Below are 21,152 nucleotides of genomic sequence, written 5' to 3' on the forward strand. Positions count from 1 at the left end.
GCCGGTCAGTCCCCGGCCACGCCGGCTTTCCCGGGCCGGCCCGGGAAGTAGCTCAGCCGCCGTTGTCGTCGGCGATGTCGCCGCCGAGGCGCAGCGCGTCCTCCGAGACGTCGTCCAGCTCCGACTCCGAGCCGCCGTCGGAGCTCTGCGGGTCGTAGTCAGACTCGACGATCGTGATGCGACCGCCCTGCACCTGCGACGCGTAGCCGCCGCGCGCGCTCAGCCCGTCCAGCCCGTCGACGGAGATCACCTTCTCCTTGACGAGGTCGCTGACGTTGCCCGTCCCGTCGGACTTGGTCAGCCGCTGCAGCTCGACCGCGAGCTCCTCGGACCCGAAGTCCACGACCGACACCGACGTGTAAACGGTCCGGTCGCCGTCGGCCGTGGTGGTGAACACCGAGCGGGTGAGCCGGTCGCACGGGTTCGCCACGAAGAAGTCCTGAGTCTTGCCGTACGCGTGGTCCTGGCACTCCCGGTCCACCCGCGGCGTGGCGATCTCCGCCTTGAACTCGTACTTGCCCTCGCTCCGCTGCGGGGTCCGGCCGCCGTCGTCATCGGCACCGGTGCCGGGTGTGCCCTCGTTCTGGATGTACCACCACACGGCACCCGAGACCACGGCCACCCCGAGCAGCCCGACGATCCGCAGGATCCATGCGAAAACCGGGTTGCTCCCGGGTTCCTGGTCGTCAGGGCGGAACTGGATAGGCGGCGGCCGGTCCGGGCGCTGCGACTGGTTGTCGGGCCATGGCGTTTGGCCCGGGTGATAGGGAGCCGACACGGCCGACACGGTAACGGCCCACCCGGTCGTTAACCAGGGCGAGGTACCCGTGGCACGGCCTCAGCGCGTTCGACCGGCGACGAGGTCCACGTCGTCCATGGTGTTGTACAGGTGGAAGGACAGCCTGGTGCGGCCCGCCCGGACCGCTCCCACCACACCCGCTTTGGTGAGCATGCTCACCTGCTCGTCGGTCAGGTCGACGGCGACGACGGCGGATCCGCGCGGCGGATGGCCGAGCGCGGCGAGGGTGGCGTCGGCGAGTCCGACGCAGTGGTCGCGGACCGCGGCGAGGTCGAGGCCGGCGAGCCAGGGCACGGTGATGGCGGCGCCGAGCTGGGCGAACCAGACCGGCGAGAGGTCGAACCGGCGGGCGTCGGCCGCGAGACGCAGCGGCAGCCCGTAGATGCCGTCCCACGGCCTGTCGGCGGCATACCAGTTCGCGGCCGCCGGCACGGTCTGATCCAGTGCGTCGCTCCGGCCGCCGAGCCAGGCCGTGCCGCGTGGGGCCAGCAGCCACTTGTAGCCGGCGCCGACGACCCAGTCCGCCCAGCCCAGGTGCAGCGGCAGCCAGCCGGCGGCCTGCGTGACGTCCAGCAGCACGGGCTTGCCGGCCGCCCGCAGGCCGGCCAGGTCGACGACCGCACCGTCGGCCGACTGGACCACGCTCACCGCGACCAGGTCATGATCGTCCACACGGGACAGCAGCTCGTCGGGCGCCACCTCGGTCACCGGCATTCCCTGTGCGGCGAAGGGAAACGTGACGCTGGTGAACTCGCTGCCGACGGCCAGCACGCGCGTCGTGGGCGGCAGGCTCGCCGCGACGAGGCCGACGAGCTGCGAGACGCTCGCGCCGGTCGCCACGTTCGCGACGTCGATCCCGACGAGCCGGGCCCAGCCGTCCCGCGCGACCGCCACGTGCTCGTCGAAGTCGGGCGGCCGGGACGCGCCCCGCCGCCACCGGTCAACCGCGTCGGCGACCGCGTCGGCCGCCGAGGCGGGCGGGATGCCGATGCTCGCGGTGTTGAGATACCCGAGGGGCACGTCGAACTGCTGTCCAAAGGCGATTCGCACGACTCAACTAATACCGTGTCCGGCATGCACACCACGGAGATCGAGGTCGAGACCGGGGATCGCGAGGTCGTCCACGACCTCACCGACGCGTGCCGCCGGTTCGTCGCGGACGCCGGCGCGCGCGACGGGCTGCTGCACGTCTGGGTGCCGCACGCGACGGCCGGTCTCGCGATCATCGAGACCGGCGCCGGCAGCGACGACGACCTGCTGAAGGCCCTGCGCGAGCTGCTGCCCGCCGATGGCCGCTGGCGGCACCGGCACGGCTCGCCGGGCCACGGCCGCGATCACGTGCTGCCGGCGTTCGTGCCGCCCTACGCGAGCATCCCCGTGGTCGCCGGGGAGCTCGCGTTGGGCACCTGGCAGTCGATCTGCCTCGTCGACACCAATGTGGACAATCCGGTGCGGAAGGTCCGGTTCAGCTTCCTGGCCGGCTGAGCACCGGCTCGCGGTCCTGCGCCGGAACCGGCGGCTCGACCTGGTACCGGCGGGGCCACAGCATCACGACCAGGCCCACCACGGCCATGCTGCCGAGCACGAGCAGGCCGGTCCGCACGTCCGGCGCGTCCGGAGCACCGAGCAGGAGGCTGCGCAGTCCCTCGGTGGAGAAGCGGAACGGCGTCCACGACCACAGCAGCGCGCGGTAGGCCGGGTTGAGCATCTCCGGCACCTGGCCGGCCACCGCGGGCGCGATCAGGTAGAGCGGCGCGAGGATCGCCACCGCCCGCAGGTGGAACAGCCGCAACAGCGCGCCCTGCACGGCGGCGAAGGCCACCGCGGTCAGGAACACGAAGCCGAGCACGTCCCAGGTCAGCGGCAGCGACGAGTCCCACAGCCTGAAGAACCCGGCGACGACCGCCGTGAGGACGACGCTCGCGGTCAGCAACAGCGTGGCGCGGGCCAGCGGGCCGGGGCGCATGCCCGCGCGAAGGATGAGCACGGCGAACCCGATCGCGGCGACCAGGCCGCCGATCCAGAGCAGCGCGCTCGCCGCGAGCGGTGCGGTGCGCCCGGCGATGCTCGCCGGCGAGACGATCTCCAGGTGCGGTGGCGCGACCGTGAGCCCCTGCTCGCTCAGTGCCGCCCCGAGGCCCTGCGCGGCGCCGGTCAGCACCTGCTGGGCTGCCTGGGTGCCCTGCGGGTTCACCGCTCCGGAGGTCAGGACCGTCAGCTCGACACGCCGCGGTCCGCCGCCGAGCTCGAGGACGCCGTAGACCTCCTTGTCCGCCAACAGCTCGCGGGCCCGCTCGGGGTCGGTGACCCGCCAGTCGACGGCGTCACCGCCCTGCTGGGCGACGCGCTCGGCGGCCTGGCTCAGCGGCCCGGGCGGGCTGGCGACGGCCAGCGGCACCTCGTGCGGCGCGACCGTGGCCTGTGCGCCGAAGGTGAGGAAGCCGAGCACCGTGGCGACCACGGCGCCGACGACTCCCAGCAGCACGGCGACCAGCACCGGACGTCGGGTGATGGATGCGGCGGCCATTGCGACTCCAAAGTTCATCGAGTGTTGAATTTCTCCCTCAAGGTACGCCCGGCCCACACAGCAAGTCAACCGTTGTTGAAATCACCGTCTGGTCGGCTCGTGTCACGATGGCGGGGTGGAAACGCTGGTTCTCTGGGACATCGACCTGACCCTCGTCGACTACACCGGCCTGGGCCGACAGTGGTACGCCGAGGCGCTGACCAGCGTGGTCGGCAAGGAGCTGGCCCATCTGCCGGTCTTCCCCGGCCGCACCGAACGGTCGCTCGCCCGCGAGCTGCTGCGCGCTCACGACGAACCGCACGAGGACGAGCACGTCGAGCGGCTCTTCGCCGCGCTCGAGGCGATCGGCCTGGCCGCCCGCCCGTCGCTGCCGACGCTGGGGCGGGCGCTGGCCGGGGCGCCGGAGATCCTCGCGACGCTGGCCGGTCGTGAGGGCGTGGTGCAGTCGCTGGTCACCGGCAACCTGCCGGCGCTGGCGGACGTCAAGCTGGCCGCGTTCGACCTCGACCGGCACGTCGACTTCGAGATCGGCGGCTACGGCTCGCTGTCCGACCACCGGCACGACCTCGTCGAGGCGGCCATGGCGCAGGCGTCGACCAAACACGGCGTCACGTTCGCGCCGGCGTCGGTCGTGGTCATCGGCGACACCCCGATGGACATCGCCGCGGGCCGTCACCATGGCACGGTGACGGTCGGCGTGGCCACCGGCCGGCACACCGTGGACCAGCTGGCGGAGTCGGGCGCGGACGTGGTCCTGCCCGACCTCGCGGACACTCCGGCCGTGCTGACCGCCCTACTTCGCTAGTCGGCGTTCCCGCGGCGTCAGCAGCAGGTACGCGGCGAGCATGGGGCCGTCGGTGATCTCGCCGTCGGCCATCATCCGCTCCACCTCGGCCCGCCGGAACCAGCGCTGGCTAGTCCGCCTCCCCGAACTTCAAAGTGTTCGTTACGTCCCGACGAAGGGCGCCGGCGGCCGATCGGATAGTGGCTGGGTGCCGTCACGGTCCCCTGAGGTCACCTTGGTAGGTCACGACCTCGCTCGCTTTGGCCTGCCATGAAACCGGTCTTCTCGGCCAACTCCGCGGCCACGGCCGTCAGCCGCGGACGAGCCCGGTCAGGTGCGCGACGACGTCGTCCACGGCGACCTCGACCCGCTCGCCGGTGGCGCGGTCCTTGACCTCCACGACGCCCTTGGCGAGCCCGCGGCCCACCACGACGATCGTCGGCACGCCGAGCAGGTCGGCGTCGGCGAACTTCACGCCCGGCATGGCCGTGCGGTCGTCCAGCAGCACCGACAGGCCCGCGTCGGACAGCTGCGCGGCCAGCCGCTCGCCGCCCTCGCGGATCGACTCGTCCTTGCCCGCGATGACGATGTGCAGGTCGTACGGCGCGACCTCGCGGGGCCACAACAGGCCCTGCTCGTCGTGGGACTGCTCGGCGATCGCGGCGACCAGTCGGGACACGCCCACCCCGTAGGAGCCCATGGTGATCCGGATCGGCTTGCTGTCCGCGCCGAGCGCGTCGAGCTGGAAGGCGTCCGCGTACTTGCGGCCCAGCTGGAAGATGTGCCCGATCTCGATGCCGCGGGCCGCGACCAGCGTGCCCTGCCCGTCCGGCGAGGGGTCGCCCGCGCGGACCTCGGCGGCCTCGATCGTGCTGTCCGGCGTGAAGTCCCGTCCGCACACCAGGTCCACGACGTGGTGGTCGGCCTTGTCGGCACCGGTGACCCAGGCCGTGCCGGGCACGACGCGAGGGTCGACGAGGTAGCGGACTCCGTTGTCCTGCAACGCCTTCGGCCCGATGTAGCCCTTCACGAGGAAGGGGTTCGCGGCGAAGTCCGCCTCCTCGAGGATGGCCACCTCGCGGGGCTCGAGCCCGGCCTCCAGGCGCTTGGTGTCGACCTCGCGGTCGCCGGGCAGGCCGACGGCCAGCAGCTCCCACTTGTCCTCGCCGGGCGCGCGCGTCTTGAGCAGGACGTTCTTCAGCGTGTCCGCCGCGGTGAACGTGCGGCCCAGGTTCGCGCCGTTGAGGAAGGCGACCAGCGTCTCGATCGTCGGCGTGTCGGGCGTGTGGTGCACCTGCGCGGCCGGCTTGTCCTCAATGGACTGTGCGGGCGGTACGGTGGTGACGACGGCCTCGACGTTTGCCGCGAAGCCGGACTCCGTGCTGCGCACGAACGTGTCCTCGCCGGTCTCGGCCTCCGCGAGGAACTCCTCGGACTTCGAGCCGCCCATGGCCCCGGACATCGCCGACACGATCACGTACCGCAGGCCCAGCCGGTCGAAGATCTGGATGTAGGCGTCGCGATGCAGCTGGTAGCTGTTCGCGAGCCCGTCGTCGTCGAGGTCGAACGAGTACGAGTCCTTCATCAGGAACTCGCGCCCGCGCAGGATGCCCGCGCGGGGCCGCGCCTCGTCCCGGTACTTCGACTGGATCTGGTACAGCAGAACGGGATAGTCCTTGTACGAGCTGTACTCGCCCTTCACGGTGAGCGTGAACAGCTCCTCGTGCGTGGGGCCGAGCAGATAGTCGGCCTTCTTGCGGTCCTTGAGCCGAAAGAGGTTGTCGCCGTACTCGGTCCAGCGGCCGGTCGCCTCGTAGGGCTCGCGGGGCAGCAGCGCGGGGAACTGGATCTCCTGCGCGCCGATGGCGTCCATCTCCTCGCGGACGACGCGCTCGACGTTGCGCAGCACCCGCAGGCCGAGCGGCAGCCAGGAGAAGCCGCCCGGAGCCACGCGGCGGACATACCCGGCGCGAACCAGCAGCTTGTGGCTCGGCACCTCGGCGTCCGCCGGATCCTCGCGCAGGGTGCGCAGGAACAGCGACGACATCCTGGTGATCACGGCACTTCTCCTTGTCAAGAGGCTGCGGCAAGAGTAGTGACCCGCCACCCGCACACTCCAACGGGTTACGCGGGCCGCTCCCCCAGCGCGGGCCGCACGACCCGGTCCTCGGTGACGATCGCGGTCACCAGGTCGGCCGGCGTCACGTCGAAGGCGTAGTTGAGCGTCGCCGTGCCGGGCAGCCCGCCGATGGCGAGTACCTCGGCGCCGTCGCGGACTTCGATCTCGACCTCGCGACCGGTGGCGGTCGAGGAGTCGATCGTCGACTCCGGCGCGGCCACCACGAACGGCACACGGGCCCGCTGCGCGGCCAGCGCCAGCGGGTAGGTGCCGATCTTGTTCACCACGTCGCCGTTGGCCGTGATCCGGTCGGCGCCGACGACGACCGCGTCGACGAGCCCCCTGGCCAGCACGGTCGCCGCGGCCGAGTCGATGACGACGGTGTGGTCGACGCCCAGCTCGGTGAGCTCCCACGACGTCAGCCGGGAGCCCTGCAGCAGCGGCCGGGTCTCGTCGACGTAGACGTGGCGCAGCCGCTCGCGCTCGTGCAGCGACCGGACGACGCCCAACGCCGTGCCCCACTCCACGCAGGCCAGCGCGCCGGCGTTGCAGTGGGTCTGGACGACGACCGGCCCCTGGACCCGCGCCGCGAGCCAGTCCGCGCCGCGCTCGGCGAGGGCGCGGTTGCTCGCGGCGTCGGCCTCGAGCACGGCCAGCGCCGCGGCGAGCACGGCGTCCGGCCCCTCGGCGCGGCGGGCGAGTGCCTGGTCCACGCCCCAGGCGAGGTTCACCGCGGTCGGGCGGGCGGTTCGCAGGGCGGCCAGGTCGGCGGCGAGGTCGTCGGCGGCGGGCTCGCCGCGGACCGCCATGGCCGCGCCGAGCGCCCCGGCGGCGCCGAGCGCGGGGGCGCCGCGGATGGCGAGCCGCTTGATGGCCTCGACCAGGTCCGCGACGGAGTGGATGTCCAGGAAGGCGAGTTCGCCGGGCAGCTTCGTCTGATCGATCGCGACGATGTGGCCGTCCAGCCAGTCGATGGTGCGCACGACTCCATTTTGTCGGTGCCCCGCTCTAGCCTGCCCGCATGAAGCTCAACATGGGTGGGATCACCATCGACTGCGCCGACCCGCGCTCGCTCGCCGAGTTCTGGACCAAGGCCCTCGACCTCGAGGTCGCCTTCGACGCCGGCGGCTACTTCGTACAGCTGCGTTCGTCGGCCAACCCCAAACAGCCCTACCTCGGCCTGCAGATGGTGGCCGAGCCGCGCGCGGGCAAGAACCGCGTACACATCGACTTCGCCACCGACGACCGGGAGGGCGAGGTCGAGCGGCTCGTCGCGCTCGGCGCCACCAAGGGCGAGGACCACACCGTGCCCGGCCTCACCTGGACGGTGTTACAGGACCCCGAGGGCAACGAGTTCTGCGTGGGCTCGCCACACAGCTGAGTAATTCGGTTGCGTCGCGGCAGCGGGTGCGCTTTGCTGCTGCCATCGAGGTCACGCGTCGGCGGTTCGCCGGCGGACGAGAGGGAGGTGCCTGTGTCTACCGAAGTCTCCTGGACGCAGCACGCCCGCGTCCGCCCGCCCCGCTGAAGTTCGCCTGGCTAAACGTCTTTCGACACCTTGTCGCCACGCGCCGGTGGGGCGCTCATCCATCCCGTTGAGGAGAACCCACCGTGCGCCTGCACGACATCGATGACTACACCGACGACGAGGACGCGTTCGACACCCGACGCGCTCGTTCACGCAAACCGAAGAAGTCCGACCTCGCCCGCACGTTCGAGGGCGAGTTCGACCAGGGGTCGACCCGCGCCGGCCGGCTGACCGAGCACGAGCGCGCCCGCCTCGCCGCGGTGCGAGAGAGCGCGCTCGCGGGCCCGGAGCTGCCGCCGGGCACCGACCGCTGGACCACCTGGGGTGACGGCGAGCAGGGACCGCGGCCGCGGCCCCGCTGGGTCGTCACCGAGCTGGCCGCGGCCGACACCGAGCTGGGCGTGCTGAAGACCGGCAAGGAGGCCGACGTACATCTGATCCGGCGGGAGGTGCCCGAGACCGGGCGCGGCTGTGTGCTGGCCGCGAAGCGGTACCGCAGCAACGAGCACCGGCAGTTCCACCGCGACGCGGGATACCTCGAGGGCCGGCGGATGCGCCGCAGCCGTGAGATGCGCGCGATGGCCAACCGCACGGCGTTCGGGCGGAACCTGATCGCCGAGCAGTGGACGGTCGCCGAGTTCGCGGCACTGTCGCGGCTGTGGTCGATCGGCGCGCCGGTGCCCTACCCGGTGCAGCGCAGCGGGACGGAGCTCCTGATGGAGTTCCTCGGCGACGATCTCGGCACGGCCGCGCCACGGCTCGCCGAGCTGCGTCCCGGCCCCGACGAGCTGGTCGAGCTCTGGCGCCAGCTCGTGGCGGCGCTCGACCTGCTGGCGAGCGAGGGGACGACCCACGGCGACCTGTCGGCGTACAACCTGCTCGTCCACAACGGACAGGTGATGCTGATCGACCTGCCGCAGATCGTCGACGTGGTCGCCAACCCGCGCGGGCCGGAGTTCCTGGCCCGGGATGTGGCCAACGTCATGGGCTGGTTCCGCGCGCGGGGCCTGCCGGAGTCCGTGGCCGATCCCACGGAGGTGACGAACGACCTGCTCACGGCGGCCGGTCTGGAGTAGGGCGAGGGCACGGACGACGGCGCGGTGCCGAGCGAGGCAAGGCCATCGGGTAGTCTTGATCGAGCATCGCGAGCGGTCCGTGCCGCTCCCCGCCCACCGAGGCGGCCAGCGATGTAACCACACCACAGCGCCACGAAGGCGCTGGGCTCGTCCGCGCGAGATTGTTCGCCTGCTGCCAGCAGAGGCCTCCCGAGACGTGCCCCATCGGAGAGGATCTCGTGCCGAACAGCACCGCGCGCCACAACGCGCGCGCCACCAAGCCGCGCCACAAGCAGGCGCGCACCACTCAGCAACACCCGCGCAGCGACGCGGCGACCAAGCACGCCCGCACGAACCGGGACGGCCACCCGCACCAGGCCCCCCGCCGCGACGACCACCGCTCGGCCGCCAACGGCCGGGGCTCGTGGTCCGACAACCACCGCGACGACCGCTCGACCGGCACGCGCCAGGGATCGTGGTCCGACAGCCCTCGTCGCCGCGACGACCGCGACACCCGCGGCCAGGCGCGCGACAACCGCTCGACCGGCAACCGCCGGGGCTCGTGGTCCGACAACCCGCGCCGCCGTGACGACCGCCGTGACGACCGTGGCCAGGGCCGCGACCGCCGCGCGCCCTGGTCGGACGACCGCCACGCCGGCCGGCCGGTGGACCGCCGCGAGCAGGCTCCGAACACTCCCTCGTGGGACGGCGAGATCGTCGAGGACGGGCGCAAGCCGGTCTCCGTCTCGTTCGCCGAGCTCGGGCTGCCCACTCCCCTGCTGAACGCCCTCGCGGACGCCGGGATCAACGAGCCCTTCCCCATCCAGGCGGCCACCCTCCCCGACGCGCTCGCCGGGCGGGACGTGCTCGGCCGGGCGCAGACCGGGTCGGGCAAGACGCTCGCCTTCGGCCTCGCCCTGCTCACCCGGCTCAACCACGGCAAGCCGCGCCCCGGCCACCCGCGCGGCCTCGTCCTCGTGCCGACCCGTGAGCTCGCCGTGCAGGTCACCGAGGCGCTGATGCCGCTCGCCAAGTCGCTGGGCCTCTGGTGCCGGACCGTTGTCGGCGGGATGTCGTTCTCCAAGCAGGCCGACCAGCTCCAGCGCGGCATCGACCTGCTCATCGCCACCCCCGGCCGGCTCTCCGACCACGTCCGGCAGGGCACCTGCGTCCTCGACGACGTCCGCTTCGTCACCCTGGACGAGGCCGACCAGATGGCCGACATGGGGTTCCTCCCCCAGGTCCGCGACATCCTCGACCTCGTGCCGGACGGCCAGCGGATGCTGTTCTCCGCCACGCTCGACCGGGACGTGGCCGCGCTGGTCGACCGCTACCTCACCAACCCGGTGACCCACTCGGTCTCGCCGGCCACCGCCACCGTGTCCACAATGGACCACCACCTGCTGCTCGTGTCCCCCGCGGACAAGGCGGCCGTGGTGGCGGAGATGGCCGCGCGCGAGGGTCGCACGATCATGTTCCTGCGCACCAAGCACCACGTCGACCGCCTCACCAAGCAGCTCCGCGCGGTCGGCGTCCGGGCCGGCGCGCTGCACGGCGGCAAGCCGCAGGGCGCTCGCAACCGGGTGCTCGGCGAGTTCAAGGACGGCAGCCTCCCGGTGCTGGTCGCCACCGACGTCGCCGCCCGCGGTATCCACGTCGACGGCGTCAGCCTCGTGGTGCACGTCGACCCGCCCGCCGACGCCAAGGGCTACCTGCACCGCGCCGGGCGCACCGCGCGCGCCGGCGAGGCGGGCACCGTCGTCACGATGGTCACCCACCAGGAGCGGCGCACGGTGTTCCGGATGACGGAGCAGGCAGGCGTGTCCCCGGAGCGCACCACCGTGCGTCCGGGCGACGCCGACCTCACCCGCATCACCGGTGCACGTGTCCCGTCCGGTGAGCCCGTGATCGACCCCGAGCCGACCCGCCGCCCGCCGCGCCGCGGCAACCGGTTCGACCGGCCCCGCGGGCGCTTCCGCCGCTAGGGGTTCCGCCGCTAGGACGTGCTGGCCCGCTCGGACTCGTCCGGGCGGGCCAGTCCCGCCACCGGCCCGACGACGATGACCGCTGGCGGCCGGATGCCGGCCACCGCGATGTCGTCGGCCACCTTGTCCAAAGTGGACCGCAGGGTTCGCTGACCGCGCGTCGTCCCCTCCTGCACGACCGCCACCGGCGTGTCGCCGGGCCGGCCGCCGGCCACGAGTGCGCCGGCGAACAGCCCGATCCGCTCGACCGCCATCAGCAGCACCAGCGTCCCGCGCAGCGCGGCGAGCGCCGGCCAGTCCACGAGGGACGACGGGTCGCCGGGTGGCACGTGCCCCGACACCACGACGACCTCGTGCGCGACTCCCCGGTGCGTCACCGGCACGTCGGCCACGGCCGGCACCGCGAAAGCCGACGTCACCCCCGGCACCACGGTCACCGGCACGCCCGCGGCGGCACACGCCTGGACCTCCTCGAACCCGCGCCCGAACACGAACGGGTCCCCACCCTTCAGCCGCACGACGAACCGCCCCGCCCGCGCGTGCGAGACCAGCAGCGAGTTGATCGCGTCCTGGCTGGCCGCCCGCCCGTAGGGGATCTTCGCCGCGTCGACCACCTCGACCGATGGCGGCAGCTCCTCCAGCAGCGAGCCCGGCGCCAGCCGGTCGGCCACCACGACGTCGGCCTGCGCGAGCAGCCGCCGGCCGCGCACGGTGATCAGGTCGGGGTCCCCCGGCCCGCCGCCGACCAGGGCCACGCCGACCGGTTTGGCCACCGCCTCGCGAACCGCCCCGCCGCGCAGCGCGGCCAGCACGGAGTCCCGCACGCCCGCTGACCGGCGGTGCTCGCCGCCGGCCAGCACACCGACCAGCAACCCGTCGTGGTTGCCGGTCGCCGGCGTGACCGCGGACCCGGCGGACCCGGCGTCGGCTCGCACGCAGAAGACTCGCAGCCGATCGGCGTCCGCGGAGACCTCGGCGTTGACCTCGGGCGAGGAGGTGCAGCACAGCACGTACCAGGCCCCGTCGAGGTCACCCGGCGCGTAGGGCCGCCGGTGCCAGACGACCGCGCCCGAGTCGGCCAACGTCTGGACCGAGGGCGTCACGGCGGGCGAGACCAGCTCGACCCGGGCGCCGGAGGACACCAGCCGCGGCAGCCGGCGCTGTGCGACGGTCCCGCCCCCGACCACGACCACCCGCCGGCCGGCGAGGTCGAGTCCGGCCAGATAGTGCTGCTCACCTGTCATGCGGACAAGGATGCCAACCCCGCCGAAAGGCGAAGGGCCGCCCCGCCGAAGCGGAGCGGCCCTCGACCAACCCGGGAACTAGCTGTTGATCTGCTCCTGGATCAGGTCCGACATCGCCGAGACCCGGCCGTACACGCCGTAGAAGTTCGGCTCCGCGCAACCCTGTCCCCAGGACACGATGCCGATCACCTTGCGCGTGCCGTCCGCGGCCACGCCCTCCAGCGGACCGCCGGAGTCACCCTGGCAGCTGTCCTTGCCACCCTCGGGCAGGCCGGCGCACACCATCGAGGCGGCGTCGAACTGGTCCGGGTAGGACGTCGCGCACGCGTCGTCGGCGGTCACCGGGATGCTCACCTTGCGCAGCACGTCGGAGGTGTTGCCGTCCTCCGTGACGCCCCAGCCGTAGACCGTGCTGTTGGCGCCCGCGGCGTACAGGTCGCCGTCGGCCGCCGTCGCGATGGGCAGCGGGGCCTCCGCGAGCTGGGTGTCGAGCGTGAGCACCGACGCGTCGTTCTTCAGCGCGGCGGAGTCCCAGTTGGGGTTGATCCAGACGTTCGTCACGTTCGCGGTGGTGCCGCCACCGCCGGAGAGCGACGTCCGGCCCGCGACCACCTTGATGTCGGCCGGCTGCTGCCCCTCGGTGCAGTGCGCCGCGGTGAGGATCTTCGTCGGCGCCACGATCGTGCCGCCGCAGAACTGGAACCCGTCCGGCGACGTCAGCGCCACCATGAACGGGTTCTCCTCGATGGTCGTCTCCTCGCCACCGATGATCATCGGCTGAACGTCCCCGGACGGCTTCTGCTCCGTCGTCTGGTCGGCGTTCGCCATGGTCACCGACGCCGCGACGCCGACCGATGCGAGAACCGCTGCGGCAACCCCGGCCAGGCGGAGAAGGCGCCTTGCCTCAGCCATCTCTCTTCTCCCTTGTTAGGTCCCGCGAGTCAGGTTCCCACGGGCTGACACATAGCTACCCCTCGGTAACGAGCAGCCACAACGCCCATTGGTAGTGGTCCGAACGGGTGAACAGGATCACTATTGACCCGCCAACCTGGGGAAACGCATGCGCTGCGCAGACCCGACTATCGGATGGAATCCGCTGGCCAGGGGTCTACGACCGCGAAAACGGGCTCCGGCGGGCCGGCACCACCAGGTGCGCGACCCGCCGGAGCGGTCAGCAGGGAACCGTCAGAGGTCCGCCTTCTTGAACTCGAACTCCTTCGCGGCGTCGGACTCGAGCAGGTACTTGACCTTGGCCAGGCCGAACGGCTTCGCCGGGTCCACCTTGAAGATCGTGCTCGCCCGCGGCGGGTTGCGCTCCGCGGCCGGGCCGTACTGGTAGTCGCCGGTGAGTCCCTCGAAGCTGACCGTGCCGAGCTGGTTGGAGGCCTCGAGGATGCCGTCGCGGGACAGGTCGCCGTTCTCGACGGCCTTCTCCAGCACGGCCGTCATCGCGCGCGCCTGGTTGTAGCCGAACGCGAAGTAGTAGTCCGGCTTCTCGTCGGGCGCGTACTTGCCCAGTTCGTCGACCATCGTCTTCATGCCAGGCACCGACGTGTCGCCCCACTCGGTGCCCTCGGCCACGATCAGCACCGACTGCTGCATGTACGGCGCGATCGCGGACTGGGAGAGCGCCCCGGTGTAGCTCGGCGACTGGCCGAACCACTGCGGCGCGAACCGGGCCTGTGCGGCGGTGCCCCAGATCTTGGCCGCGTCCGAGGGCGTGCCCACGAGGAACACCATCTCGCACTTGGCACCCGCGAGGGCGCCGATCTGGCCGGCGTAGTTCTCCGTGCCGACCTTGAACCGCTGGGTGTTGGCGACCGAGAACCCGTACTTCTCCGCGGCGAAGTCGATGCCCTGCTGACCCGCCTCGCCGTAGACGTCGTCCTGGATCATCGTGCAGATCACGGAGTCGGTCGAGCCGCCCCCGTCGGTCAGGTAGTAGTCGACCGCGTTGATCGCCTGCACCTGGTAGGGCCCGCCGACCGGCAGCAGGTTGTCCTCCCGGACCCACAGGGCGTCCAGCGACGCCGGCGCGGCCAGGATCTTGTCGGTCCGCAGCTGCGGCAGCACCGCCAGGGTCGGCGCGGTGCCGAGGACCTGGGTGAAGGCCACGACGTCGCCCTTGATCTTGTTGTACTGCTGCACGGCGACGTCGGCCTGGTACTGGGTGTCCTCCTGCACCAGCTCGACCTTGTACTTGCCGCCGATGCCGCCCTTGGCGTTGAGCGCCTCGAACCAGACTTCGTTGCCGGCGGTCAGCGGCTTCCCGATGACCGCGACCGTGCCGGACAGCGGGGTCAGGACGCCGAGCTTGATCGTCTTGCCGTCGAACCCGGCGGTGTTGGCCGGCGCGCCGGCCTCGCCGCCACCGGCGTCCTCGTCCTCCCCCGCACCCCCGCAGGCGCTCACGACCAGCGCCAGACTCACGAACGCGGCGGCGAACCCGAGTCTCCTCCTTGTCACCCGCATCTTGGGTGCCTCCTTCTTCGTGTTCAGTAGGAGAACGGCCAGGCCTTGAAGTAGGCCTTGACCCGGAACCAGATCCCGGCCAGCCCCCGAGGTTCGAAGACCAGGAAGACCACGATCAACACGCCGAAGATGGCCTGGTTGAGCGCGAACACACTGATGAAGCCGTCCCCGCCGGCCGAGCCGGCGACGCCCGGGATCAGCTCGGAGTACTCGTCGATCAGGGCGGGCAGCGCGCCGACGAAGATCGCGCCGAGAATCGAGCCGAAGATCGTCCCGAGCCCGCCGACGATGATGATCGCGATGTACTGGATGGACAGCAGCAGCGTCCACTCGTCCGGGCTGACATGCTGCTGGTAGGACCCGAACAGCGCGCCGGCCATCGACGCGATCGCGCTGGAGACCATGAACGCGCCGATCTTGTACCGGCCGGCCCGCACGCCGATCACCTCGGCGGCCTGGTCGTGGTCGCGCACCGCGCACAGCGCCCGGCCGGGCCGGGTCCGCGCGAGGTTCTTGGCCAGCAGCGCGACGAGCGCGACCAGAACCCAGACCAGCCAGAAGTAGCCCTGGTTGCGCGAGTAGCTCTCGCCGGCGATCTCGAGCGCGCCGAGGTCCACCGGGCCGATCGTGGGCCCGGCGAGCACCGAGGTGCCGTTGTTGCCGCCGGTGACCTCGGTGAGGTTGCGCCACAGGTGCTCGCCGATGAAGACCAGGCCGAGCGTGACGATGGCCAGGTAGTGCCCGCGCAGCCGCAGGGCGAACGGCCCGATGAGCCCGCCGAGCACCGCGCCGACCGCCGCGGATGCCAAGAGCCACAGCGGAAGCGGCAGCCCCAGGTCCCCGCCGACGAGCGCCGCGCAGTAGGCGCCGGCACCGATGAAGAACGCGTGGCCGAGCGAGATCTGTCCACTGTAGCCAGTCAGTAGGTTCAGTCCGATGGCGCCGATCGCGGTGATCCCGGAGTAGATCAGCACCGACAGCCAGAAGTCGTCCTGCACGACGGTCGGCAGCACCAGCAGCACGAGCAGCATCGCCGCGAGGCCGGCCTTGGCCGCGGGCGAGCCGAACAGCCGCAGGTCCTGCGCGTAGCCGCGGACGAGGTTGCGGTGCGGTTTCGGTGCCATCAGATCCGCCTCACGTCCTTCGTACCGAGCAGGCCGTAGGGGCGGAGCAGCAGGATCAGGATCATCAGCAGATACGGCACGATCACCGAGACGTTCGAGCCCGCCCAGGAGAACAGCTGGTCCTGGTAGCCGCGGGTGAGCGCCTCGGCGAGGCCGATGACCAGGCCGCCGAGCACCGCGCCGGCCGGCGAGTCCAGCCCGCCGAGGATCATCGCGGGGAACGCGGCGAACGCGATGAAGCTGATCGACGGGGAGAGTCCGGCGGGTCCGGCGGCGAGCGTGATACCGGCCAGCGTGGCGAGCGCCGCCGCGATCGCCCACGACACGGCGTAGACCCGGCGGGCGCTGATCCCCTGCGCCAGCGCGGCTTCCGGGTCGAACGCGGTGGCCCGCATCGCGAGGCCGAACGAGGTGTAGCGGAAGAACAGGAAGAACGCCACCACGACGGCCGCGGTGAGCCCGATCGTCCACAGGTCGCGCACGCCGAGCACGAGCCCGCCGACCTCGACCGTCTGGATGTTCCACGGGTTGCGGATCGGCAGGTTGTCGAAGCCCCAGATCGCGGTGATCATCGGCTCGAGGACGAACAGCAACCCAATCGTGATCATGATGACCGCGAACGGCGGCTGGCCGACCATTCGCCGCAGCACCAACCGTTCCACGCTCGCGCCGACCACCGCGGCGGCGGCGCAGGCGAGCAGGATCGCCACCCCGAACGCGAGCGCGAGGTCGTTGGCGAACGTGTAGCCGAGGTAGGCGCCGAGCGCGAGCAGCCCGCCCTGAGCGAAGTTAATCACACCGGTGGACTTGTAGATGACGACGAAACCGAGCGCCACCAACGCATACGTGGACCCGAGCGCGAGCCCGGCGAACAAGTTGGTGAGGAACGCGCTCACGGTCGCCACCCCGAAGCCTGGAAGGACGCCTTCCAGACGCCCAGTGCCCGGAAGGACGCCTTCCAGGCATTCCGGGCGGAAGCGAGGAGGGGGCGGGTCATCGGTACATCGCCTCGATCTCAACCGCGAAGCGCTCCGCCATCGCCCGGCGCTTGACCTTCTGCGTCGCGGTCAGCTCGCCGTCCTCGTGGTCGAGCTCCTTGCCGATCAGCGTGAACCTCTTGACCCGCTCGACCTGGGCGATCTTTTCGTTGGCCGCCCGCACCACGCCGTCGATCAGCACCTGCACCTCGAGCTTGGCCGACAGGTCGGCGTAGGTCGTGTACGCGAGGCCGCGCCGCGAGGCCCAGTTGCCGACCGTGTCGAGCTCGATGCCGATCAGCGCGGTCAGGTACTTGCGCCGGTCGCCGACGACGACCGCCTCGCGCACGTACGGCGACACCTTCAGCAGGTTCTCGATCTCCGAGGGCGAGATGTTCTTGCCGCCCGCGGTGATGATGATGTCCTTCTTGCGGTCGGTGATCCGCAGGAAGCCGTCGTCGTCCAGCTCGCCGACGTCGCCGGTGTGCAGCCAGCCCTCGGCGTCGACCGTCTCCGCCGTGGCCGACGGGTTGTCCAGGTAGCCCTGGAACACGCCGGCCGAGCGGGTGAGGATCTCGCCGTCCTCGGCGATGCGCACCTCCACCCCGGGCGAGGCGACGCCGACCGTGCCCAGCCGGATGTCGCCCACCGGGTTCAGCGTGCAGATCGCGGTGTTCTCGGTCTGCCCGTAACCCTCGCGCACCGGGATCCCGATGGCCCACAACCACTCCAGCACCTGGGGCGCGATCGGCGCGGCGCCGCTGATCGGCGCGCGCACCCGCGACATGCCGAGCCGTTCCCGCAGCGCGCGGAACACCAGCAGCTCGCACATCGCGAGCACGACCCGGTCGCCGAACGTGGGCCGGCCGGCCATCCGGCGCGGCGCGATCCGCCGGCCCTGGCGCAGGCACGCCCGGTACAGCGTCCGCTTGAGCCGCGAGGCGTCCGCCATCCGGATCTCCACGGTGGCGAGAATCTTCTCCCACACCCGTGGCACACCGAGGAACACGGTCGGCTGGACGTCGCGCAGGTCGTTCGGAAACGACGGGCCGCCCTCGCCGAAGTTGACCACGAGGCCGGCCCACACGCCGTCGATGACCGAGATCAGCCGCTCGGCCACGTGACACAGCGGCAGGTAGCTGAGCACCTCGTCGCCCCGGGTCGCGCCGAGCACCTCGACGAACGCGCGCCCGGACGCGACCAGGTTGGCGTGCGAGATCATCGCGCCCTTCGGCGGGCCCGTGGTGCCGGAGGTGTAGACGAGGACCGCGGTGGAGTCCGGGTCGAGTGCCGCGACCGACTCGGCGTACGCGTCGCGGGACTCGAGTGCGCGGCCCCGCTCCTCCAGCTCGGCGAAGGTGAGCACGCCGGGCAGCCCCGAGAACCGCAGCCCACGTGGGTCCATCACGACGATGTGGCGCAACAGCGGCAGCCGCTCCCGCACCGCGAGCGCCTTGTCGAGCTGCTCCTCGTCCTCGGCGATCAGCACCTCCGCCGCCGAGTGCCCGAGCAGGTACTCCACCTCGGCGGCCGGCGAGGTCGGGTACACGCCGACCGTGCACGCGCCCAAGCCCTGCGCCGCCAGGTCCGCGATCACCCACTCCGGCCGGTTCTCGGCGTGGACGGCCACCCGCGAGCCCGGCACCACGCCCAACGAGCGCAGTCCGGCGGCCACGTCGGCGACGCGCCCGGCGTACTCGGCCCAGGTCCACTCGCGCCAGCAGCCGCGGTGCTTCTCGCGGATCGCCACCTCGTCCGCCCGACCCGCCGCGTGCTCCAGCAGGCGGGCGACGAGCGTCGCGGTCCGGGTGGGACGCTCGACGGTGGCGGTCATGCTCCGCCGCCCAGGTACGCCTCGATCACCTTGGGGTCCTGCTGGATCTGGCCGGGCGTGCCGGTGGCGATCGGCACCCCGAAGTCCAGCGCCAGGACCCGGTCGGCGAGGTCCATGACGAGCCGCATGTCGTGCTCCACCAGGATCATCGCCAGCTCGAGCTCCCGGCGTACCTCGACGAGGTAGCGGGCCATGTCCTCGGTCTCCTCGACGTTCATGCCGGCGACCGGCTCGTCGAGGAGCAGCAGCGTCGGCGACATGGCGAGGGCTCGGCCCAGCTCGGCACGCTTCGCGACGCCGTAAGGCAGCAGGCCGGCGGGCATGCGGCGGTAGGGCTCGAGCTCGAGCAGCTCCACGATCTCCTCGACCGCGGCGCGGTGGGTGATCTCCTCGCGCTTCGCGCGGCCCCACCAGAACATGCCGGCGAGCATCCCGGTGCGCATCAGGTGGTGGCGGCCGAGCATGAGGTTCTCGATGAGCGTCAGGTTCTCGAACAGGCCGAGGTTCTGGAACGTCCGCGCCACGCCCATCGCGGCGATCGACGCGGGCGAGCGGCCGGTGACTCGCTTGCCCGCCAACGTGATCGTGCCCTGCTGGGGCCGGTAGACGCCGTTGAGGCAGTTGAAGATCGAGGTCTTGCCGGCGCCGTTCGGGCCGATCACGGCGAACAGCTCGCCACGGCCGACGGTGAAGCTCACCCCGTTCAGCGCGGTCACGCCACCGAACCGCAGCGTGAGGTCGCGAACCTCCAGCAGCGGCGCCGGATCCTCGCCTGGCCGGCTCGCCTCCGGTGGGGCCGCGGGAGATTCCTGCTCGGTGGTCAGGCGCTCCATCGCTTCTTCCTCCGGTAGCTCTTGACCTCGGCGAACGAGCGCTTCTCGATGTCCGAAGTGGAGCCCAGGTAGAACTCGCGGATGTCCTCGTCGACGAGCAGCTCCTCGGCCGGGCCGTCCCGGACGACCTTGCCGACCTCCATGACGTAGCCGAAGCGCGCGATGGACAGGGCCATCACGGCGTTCTGCTCCACCAGCAGCACGCTCGTGCCCTGCTCGTTTATCTGCACGATGATCTCGCGGACCTGCTCGACGAGCTTGGGCGCGAGGCCGAGGGACGGCTCGTCGAGCAGCAGCAGCCGCGGGCTCGCCATCAGCGCGCGGCCGATCGCGAGCATCTGCTGCTCGCCGCCCGACAGGTAGCCCGCGGTCGACCGGCGGCGCTCCGCGAGCACCGGGAACAGGTCGAACACCCGGCCGACCGACTCGCGGTACTCGGCTCGCCTGCGGGTGTGCGCACCGGCGCGGAGGTTCTCCTCGACCGTCATCTCCGCGAAGGTCCGCCGGCCCTCCATGACCTGTCCGACGCCCTGGCGCACGACATCGGCCGGGTCGGCGCCGGTGAGATCCGTGCCGGCGACCGTGACCGTGCCCTTGGTGATCTTGCCGCGGTGGGCGATCAGCAGCCCGGTCACCGCACGCAGCAGCGTGGTCTTACCGGCGCCGTTGGCCCCCAGCAGCGCCACGATCGAGCCGTCGGGCACCTCGAGGGACAGGCCGCGCAGGACCAGCACCACGTCGTCGTAGACGACCTCGAGGTTGTTGACCGACAGGATCGACATGGCCACTCCGCTGTGAGCCTGCTGCAACCCCGACCTGGGCCGACGTGACCGCGATCACGTCAGGTCCGGACCGTAACCGCTGGCGGCGAGGGCGAGCAAGGATCATGCCGAACCGTTACCACTCGGGCAAACCGGTCGGTCGACGGCCGGGTTCGGCACGGCCGGGACCGGGCAGGTGTCAGACTCGATCGCGTGACCTCGGCATTCGACTGGCTCGACACCCGCGCCGACGAGCGCCGCCGCGCGGGCCTCGCCCGGCAGCTGCGGCCGCGCCGGCCCGACTCCGACCTGCTGGACCTCGCGGGCAACGACTACCTCGGCCTGTCCCGGGACAAGCGGGTGACCGGAGCGGCCGCCGCCGCGACGCTGCGCTGGGGCGCGGGCTCGACGGGCTCGCGGCTGGTGACCGGAACCATCGAGGCGCATATCGAGCTCGAGCACGAGCTGGCCGCGTTCTGCGGGACGCAGGCGGCGCTGGTGTTCTCGTCGGGCTTCCTGGCGAACCTGGGCGTGCTCACCGCCCTCTCCGGCAAGGGCAGCGCGATCGTCACGGACAAGTACCTGCACGCGTCGCTGATCGACGGCTGCCGGCTGTCCCGGGCGGACGTGGCGGTGGTCGAGCACGCCTCGCCGGCCGCCGTCGCGCACGCGCTGCGCACCCGCCGCACCGAGCGGGCCCTGGTCGTGACGGACTCGGTCTTCTCCGTCGACGGCGACCTCGCACCGCTGCCGGAGCTGTTCGCCGCCTGCCGTGAGCACGGCGCGGCCCTGGTCGTGGACGACGCGCACGGCTTCGGGGTGCTCGGCGAGGGCGGCCGGGGCGCGGTCGCCGAGGCGGGCCTGATCGGTGAGCCGGACGTGGTGACGACCGTGACGCTGTCCAAGGCACTCGGCGCGCAGGGCGGCGCGGTACTCGGCCCGCGGCGGGTGATCAAGCACCTGGTGGACTCGGCGCGGAGCTTCATCTTCGACACCGGCCTGTCGCCGGCCAGCACGACCGCGGCCCTGGCCGCCCTCGGCGTGCTGCGCGACGAGCCGGACCGGCCCGACCGGGCGCGCGCGGCCACGCTGGACCTGACGGCCCGGTTG

At 71.8% G+C, this 21,152-nt stretch carries 19 protein-coding genes; 6 read left to right on the forward strand and 13 right to left on the reverse strand.

From position 1 onward, the window contains the following. Positions 1 to 52: 52 nt before the first annotated feature. On the reverse strand, positions 53 to 778 hold the full coding sequence (locus ACRDSK_RS18810) for a hypothetical protein (protein ID WP_431442387.1): 726 nt from the start codon (positions 776 to 778) through the stop codon (positions 53 to 55). Positions 779 to 838: 60 nt separating this feature from the next. After that, a complete protein-coding gene (locus ACRDSK_RS18815; RefSeq protein ID WP_431442388.1) occupies positions 839 to 1,849 on the reverse strand; it encodes an aminotransferase in 1,011 nt (336 codons plus the stop codon). A gap of 24 nt (positions 1,850 to 1,873) precedes the next feature. Between ACRDSK_RS18815 and ACRDSK_RS18820 the strand changes: the two genes are divergently transcribed. Beyond that, positions 1,874 to 2,284 carry a secondary thiamine-phosphate synthase enzyme YjbQ gene (locus ACRDSK_RS18820; RefSeq protein WP_431442389.1) on the forward strand — a complete coding sequence of 137 codons (411 nt, stop codon included), beginning with the start codon at positions 1,874 to 1,876 and terminating at the stop codon, positions 2,282 to 2,284. On the opposite strand, the gene ACRDSK_RS18825 is transcribed toward ACRDSK_RS18820, so the two are convergent. Next, the gene (locus ACRDSK_RS18825; RefSeq protein WP_431442390.1) at positions 2,265 to 3,326 is read right to left on the reverse strand and encodes an ABC transporter permease; all 1,062 of its coding nucleotides are present in this window, start codon (positions 3,324 to 3,326) and stop codon (positions 2,265 to 2,267) included. The genes ACRDSK_RS18820 and ACRDSK_RS18825 overlap by 20 nt on opposite strands. Positions 3,327 to 3,441: 115 nt before the next feature. On the opposite strand from ACRDSK_RS18825, the gene ACRDSK_RS18830 reads away from it, so the two are divergent. After that, positions 3,442 to 4,131, forward strand: coding sequence for an HAD family hydrolase (locus ACRDSK_RS18830; protein ID WP_431442391.1), 690 nt, complete (start codon positions 3,442 to 3,444; stop codon positions 4,129 to 4,131). Between the two features lie 289 nt (positions 4,132 to 4,420). Here the strand turns inward: ACRDSK_RS18830 and ACRDSK_RS18835 are convergent, their stop codons facing one another. Beyond that, positions 4,421 to 6,169: a proline--tRNA ligase gene (locus ACRDSK_RS18835; RefSeq protein ID WP_431442392.1), complete on the reverse strand. Its 1,749-nt coding sequence runs from the start codon at positions 6,167 to 6,169 to the stop codon at positions 4,421 to 4,423. 65 nt (positions 6,170 to 6,234) lie between these two features. Then, on the reverse strand, positions 6,235 to 7,212 hold the full coding sequence (gene mtnA / locus ACRDSK_RS18840) for an S-methyl-5-thioribose-1-phosphate isomerase (RefSeq protein ID WP_431442393.1): 978 nt from the start codon (positions 7,210 to 7,212) through the stop codon (positions 6,235 to 6,237). A gap of 38 nt (positions 7,213 to 7,250) precedes the next feature. Between mtnA and ACRDSK_RS18845 the strand changes: the two genes are divergently transcribed. The 3 genes from ACRDSK_RS18845 to ACRDSK_RS18855 all read left to right on the forward strand — a co-directional run bounded on the left by ACRDSK_RS18845 (position 7,251) and on the right by ACRDSK_RS18855 (position 10,797). Beyond that, positions 7,251 to 7,610 carry a VOC family protein gene (locus ACRDSK_RS18845; RefSeq protein ID WP_431442395.1) on the forward strand — a complete coding sequence of 120 codons (360 nt, stop codon included), beginning with the start codon at positions 7,251 to 7,253 and terminating at the stop codon, positions 7,608 to 7,610. A gap of 230 nt (positions 7,611 to 7,840) precedes the next feature. After that, a complete protein-coding gene (locus ACRDSK_RS18850; protein WP_431442396.1) occupies positions 7,841 to 8,833 on the forward strand; it encodes a serine protein kinase RIO in 993 nt (330 codons plus the stop codon). A 218-nt stretch (positions 8,834 to 9,051) separates the two neighbouring features. Next, positions 9,052 to 10,797: a DEAD/DEAH box helicase gene (locus ACRDSK_RS18855; protein ID WP_431442398.1), complete on the forward strand. Its 1,746-nt coding sequence runs from the start codon at positions 9,052 to 9,054 to the stop codon at positions 10,795 to 10,797. Between the two features lie 11 nt (positions 10,798 to 10,808). Here ACRDSK_RS18855 and cobA read toward each other — a convergent pair whose 3' ends face one another. The 8 genes from cobA to ACRDSK_RS18895 all read right to left on the reverse strand — a co-directional run bounded on the left by cobA (position 10,809) and on the right by ACRDSK_RS18895 (position 20,057). After that, positions 10,809 to 12,041 (reverse strand): uroporphyrinogen-III C-methyltransferase, encoded by a 1,233-nt coding sequence (gene cobA, locus ACRDSK_RS18860; protein ID WP_431442399.1) that lies wholly within the window; start codon positions 12,039 to 12,041, stop codon positions 10,809 to 10,811. Between the two features lie 78 nt (positions 12,042 to 12,119). Then, positions 12,120 to 12,953 carry a S1 family peptidase gene (locus ACRDSK_RS18865; protein ID WP_431442400.1) on the reverse strand — a complete coding sequence of 278 codons (834 nt, stop codon included), beginning with the start codon at positions 12,951 to 12,953 and terminating at the stop codon, positions 12,120 to 12,122. Positions 12,954 to 13,226: 273 nt separating this feature from the next. Continuing rightward, entirely contained in the window at positions 13,227 to 14,513 is a 1,287-nt protein-coding gene (locus tag ACRDSK_RS18870; protein ID WP_431442401.1) for an ABC transporter substrate-binding protein, read from the reverse strand. A gap of 23 nt (positions 14,514 to 14,536) precedes the next feature. Then, positions 14,537 to 15,637, reverse strand: coding sequence for a branched-chain amino acid ABC transporter permease (locus ACRDSK_RS18875; RefSeq protein WP_431442402.1), 1,101 nt, complete (start codon positions 15,635 to 15,637; stop codon positions 14,537 to 14,539). Then, positions 15,637 to 16,533, reverse strand: a complete 897-nt coding sequence (locus ACRDSK_RS18880) for a branched-chain amino acid ABC transporter permease (RefSeq protein ID WP_431442403.1) — start codon at positions 16,531 to 16,533, stop codon at positions 15,637 to 15,639. The genes ACRDSK_RS18875 and ACRDSK_RS18880 overlap by 1 nt, the downstream gene beginning before the upstream one ends. Positions 16,534 to 16,630: 97 nt before the next feature. Beyond that, on the reverse strand, positions 16,631 to 18,448 hold the full coding sequence (locus ACRDSK_RS18885) for an AMP-dependent synthetase/ligase (RefSeq protein WP_431442404.1): 1,818 nt from the start codon (positions 18,446 to 18,448) through the stop codon (positions 16,631 to 16,633). Then, positions 18,445 to 19,281, reverse strand: a complete 837-nt coding sequence (locus ACRDSK_RS18890) for an ABC transporter ATP-binding protein (protein WP_431442405.1) — start codon at positions 19,279 to 19,281, stop codon at positions 18,445 to 18,447. Before ACRDSK_RS18890 ends, ACRDSK_RS18885 begins: the two co-directional genes overlap by 4 nt. Further along, on the reverse strand, positions 19,269 to 20,057 hold the full coding sequence (locus ACRDSK_RS18895; RefSeq protein WP_431442407.1) for an ABC transporter ATP-binding protein: 789 nt from the start codon (positions 20,055 to 20,057) through the stop codon (positions 19,269 to 19,271). Before ACRDSK_RS18895 ends, ACRDSK_RS18890 begins: the two co-directional genes overlap by 13 nt. Before the next feature lie 198 nt (positions 20,058 to 20,255). Here ACRDSK_RS18895 and ACRDSK_RS18900 point away from each other — a divergent pair. Further along, positions 20,256 to 21,152, forward strand: an 897-nt coding sequence (locus tag ACRDSK_RS18900) for an 8-amino-7-oxononanoate synthase (RefSeq protein ID WP_431442406.1), incomplete at its 3' end; no start/stop codon positions are given.

The organism is Actinophytocola sp. (assembly GCF_050699915.1).
In the GTDB taxonomy this organism is placed as follows: domain Bacteria; phylum Actinomycetota; class Actinomycetes; order Mycobacteriales; family Pseudonocardiaceae; genus Actinophytocola.

Bases quoted from the DNA above. Each gene is read 5' to 3' on its own strand.
- ACRDSK_RS18820 (WP_431442389.1), top strand. From the start codon at position 1,874: ATGCACACCACGGAGATCGAGGTCGAGACCGGGGATCGCGAGGTCGTC.
- ACRDSK_RS18825 (WP_431442390.1), bottom strand. From the start codon at position 3,326: ATGGCCGCCGCATCCATCACCCGACGTCCGGTGCTGGTCGCCGTGCTG.
- ACRDSK_RS18845 (WP_431442395.1), top strand. From the start codon at position 7,251: ATGAAGCTCAACATGGGTGGGATCACCATCGACTGCGCCGACCCGCGC.
- cobA (WP_431442399.1), bottom strand. From the start codon at position 12,041: ATGACAGGTGAGCAGCACTATCTGGCCGGACTCGACCTCGCCGGCCGG.
- ACRDSK_RS18865 (WP_431442400.1), bottom strand. From the start codon at position 12,953: ATGGCTGAGGCAAGGCGCCTTCTCCGCCTGGCCGGGGTTGCCGCAGCG.
- ACRDSK_RS18870 (WP_431442401.1), bottom strand. From the start codon at position 14,513: ATGCGGGTGACAAGGAGGAGACTCGGGTTCGCCGCCGCGTTCGTGAGT.
- ACRDSK_RS18875 (WP_431442402.1), bottom strand. From the start codon at position 15,637: ATGGCACCGAAACCGCACCGCAACCTCGTCCGCGGCTACGCGCAGGAC.
- ACRDSK_RS18885 (WP_431442404.1), bottom strand. From the start codon at position 18,448: ATGACCGCCACCGTCGAGCGTCCCACCCGGACCGCGACGCTCGTCGCC.
- ACRDSK_RS18890 (WP_431442405.1), bottom strand. From the start codon at position 19,281: ATGGAGCGCCTGACCACCGAGCAGGAATCTCCCGCGGCCCCACCGGAG.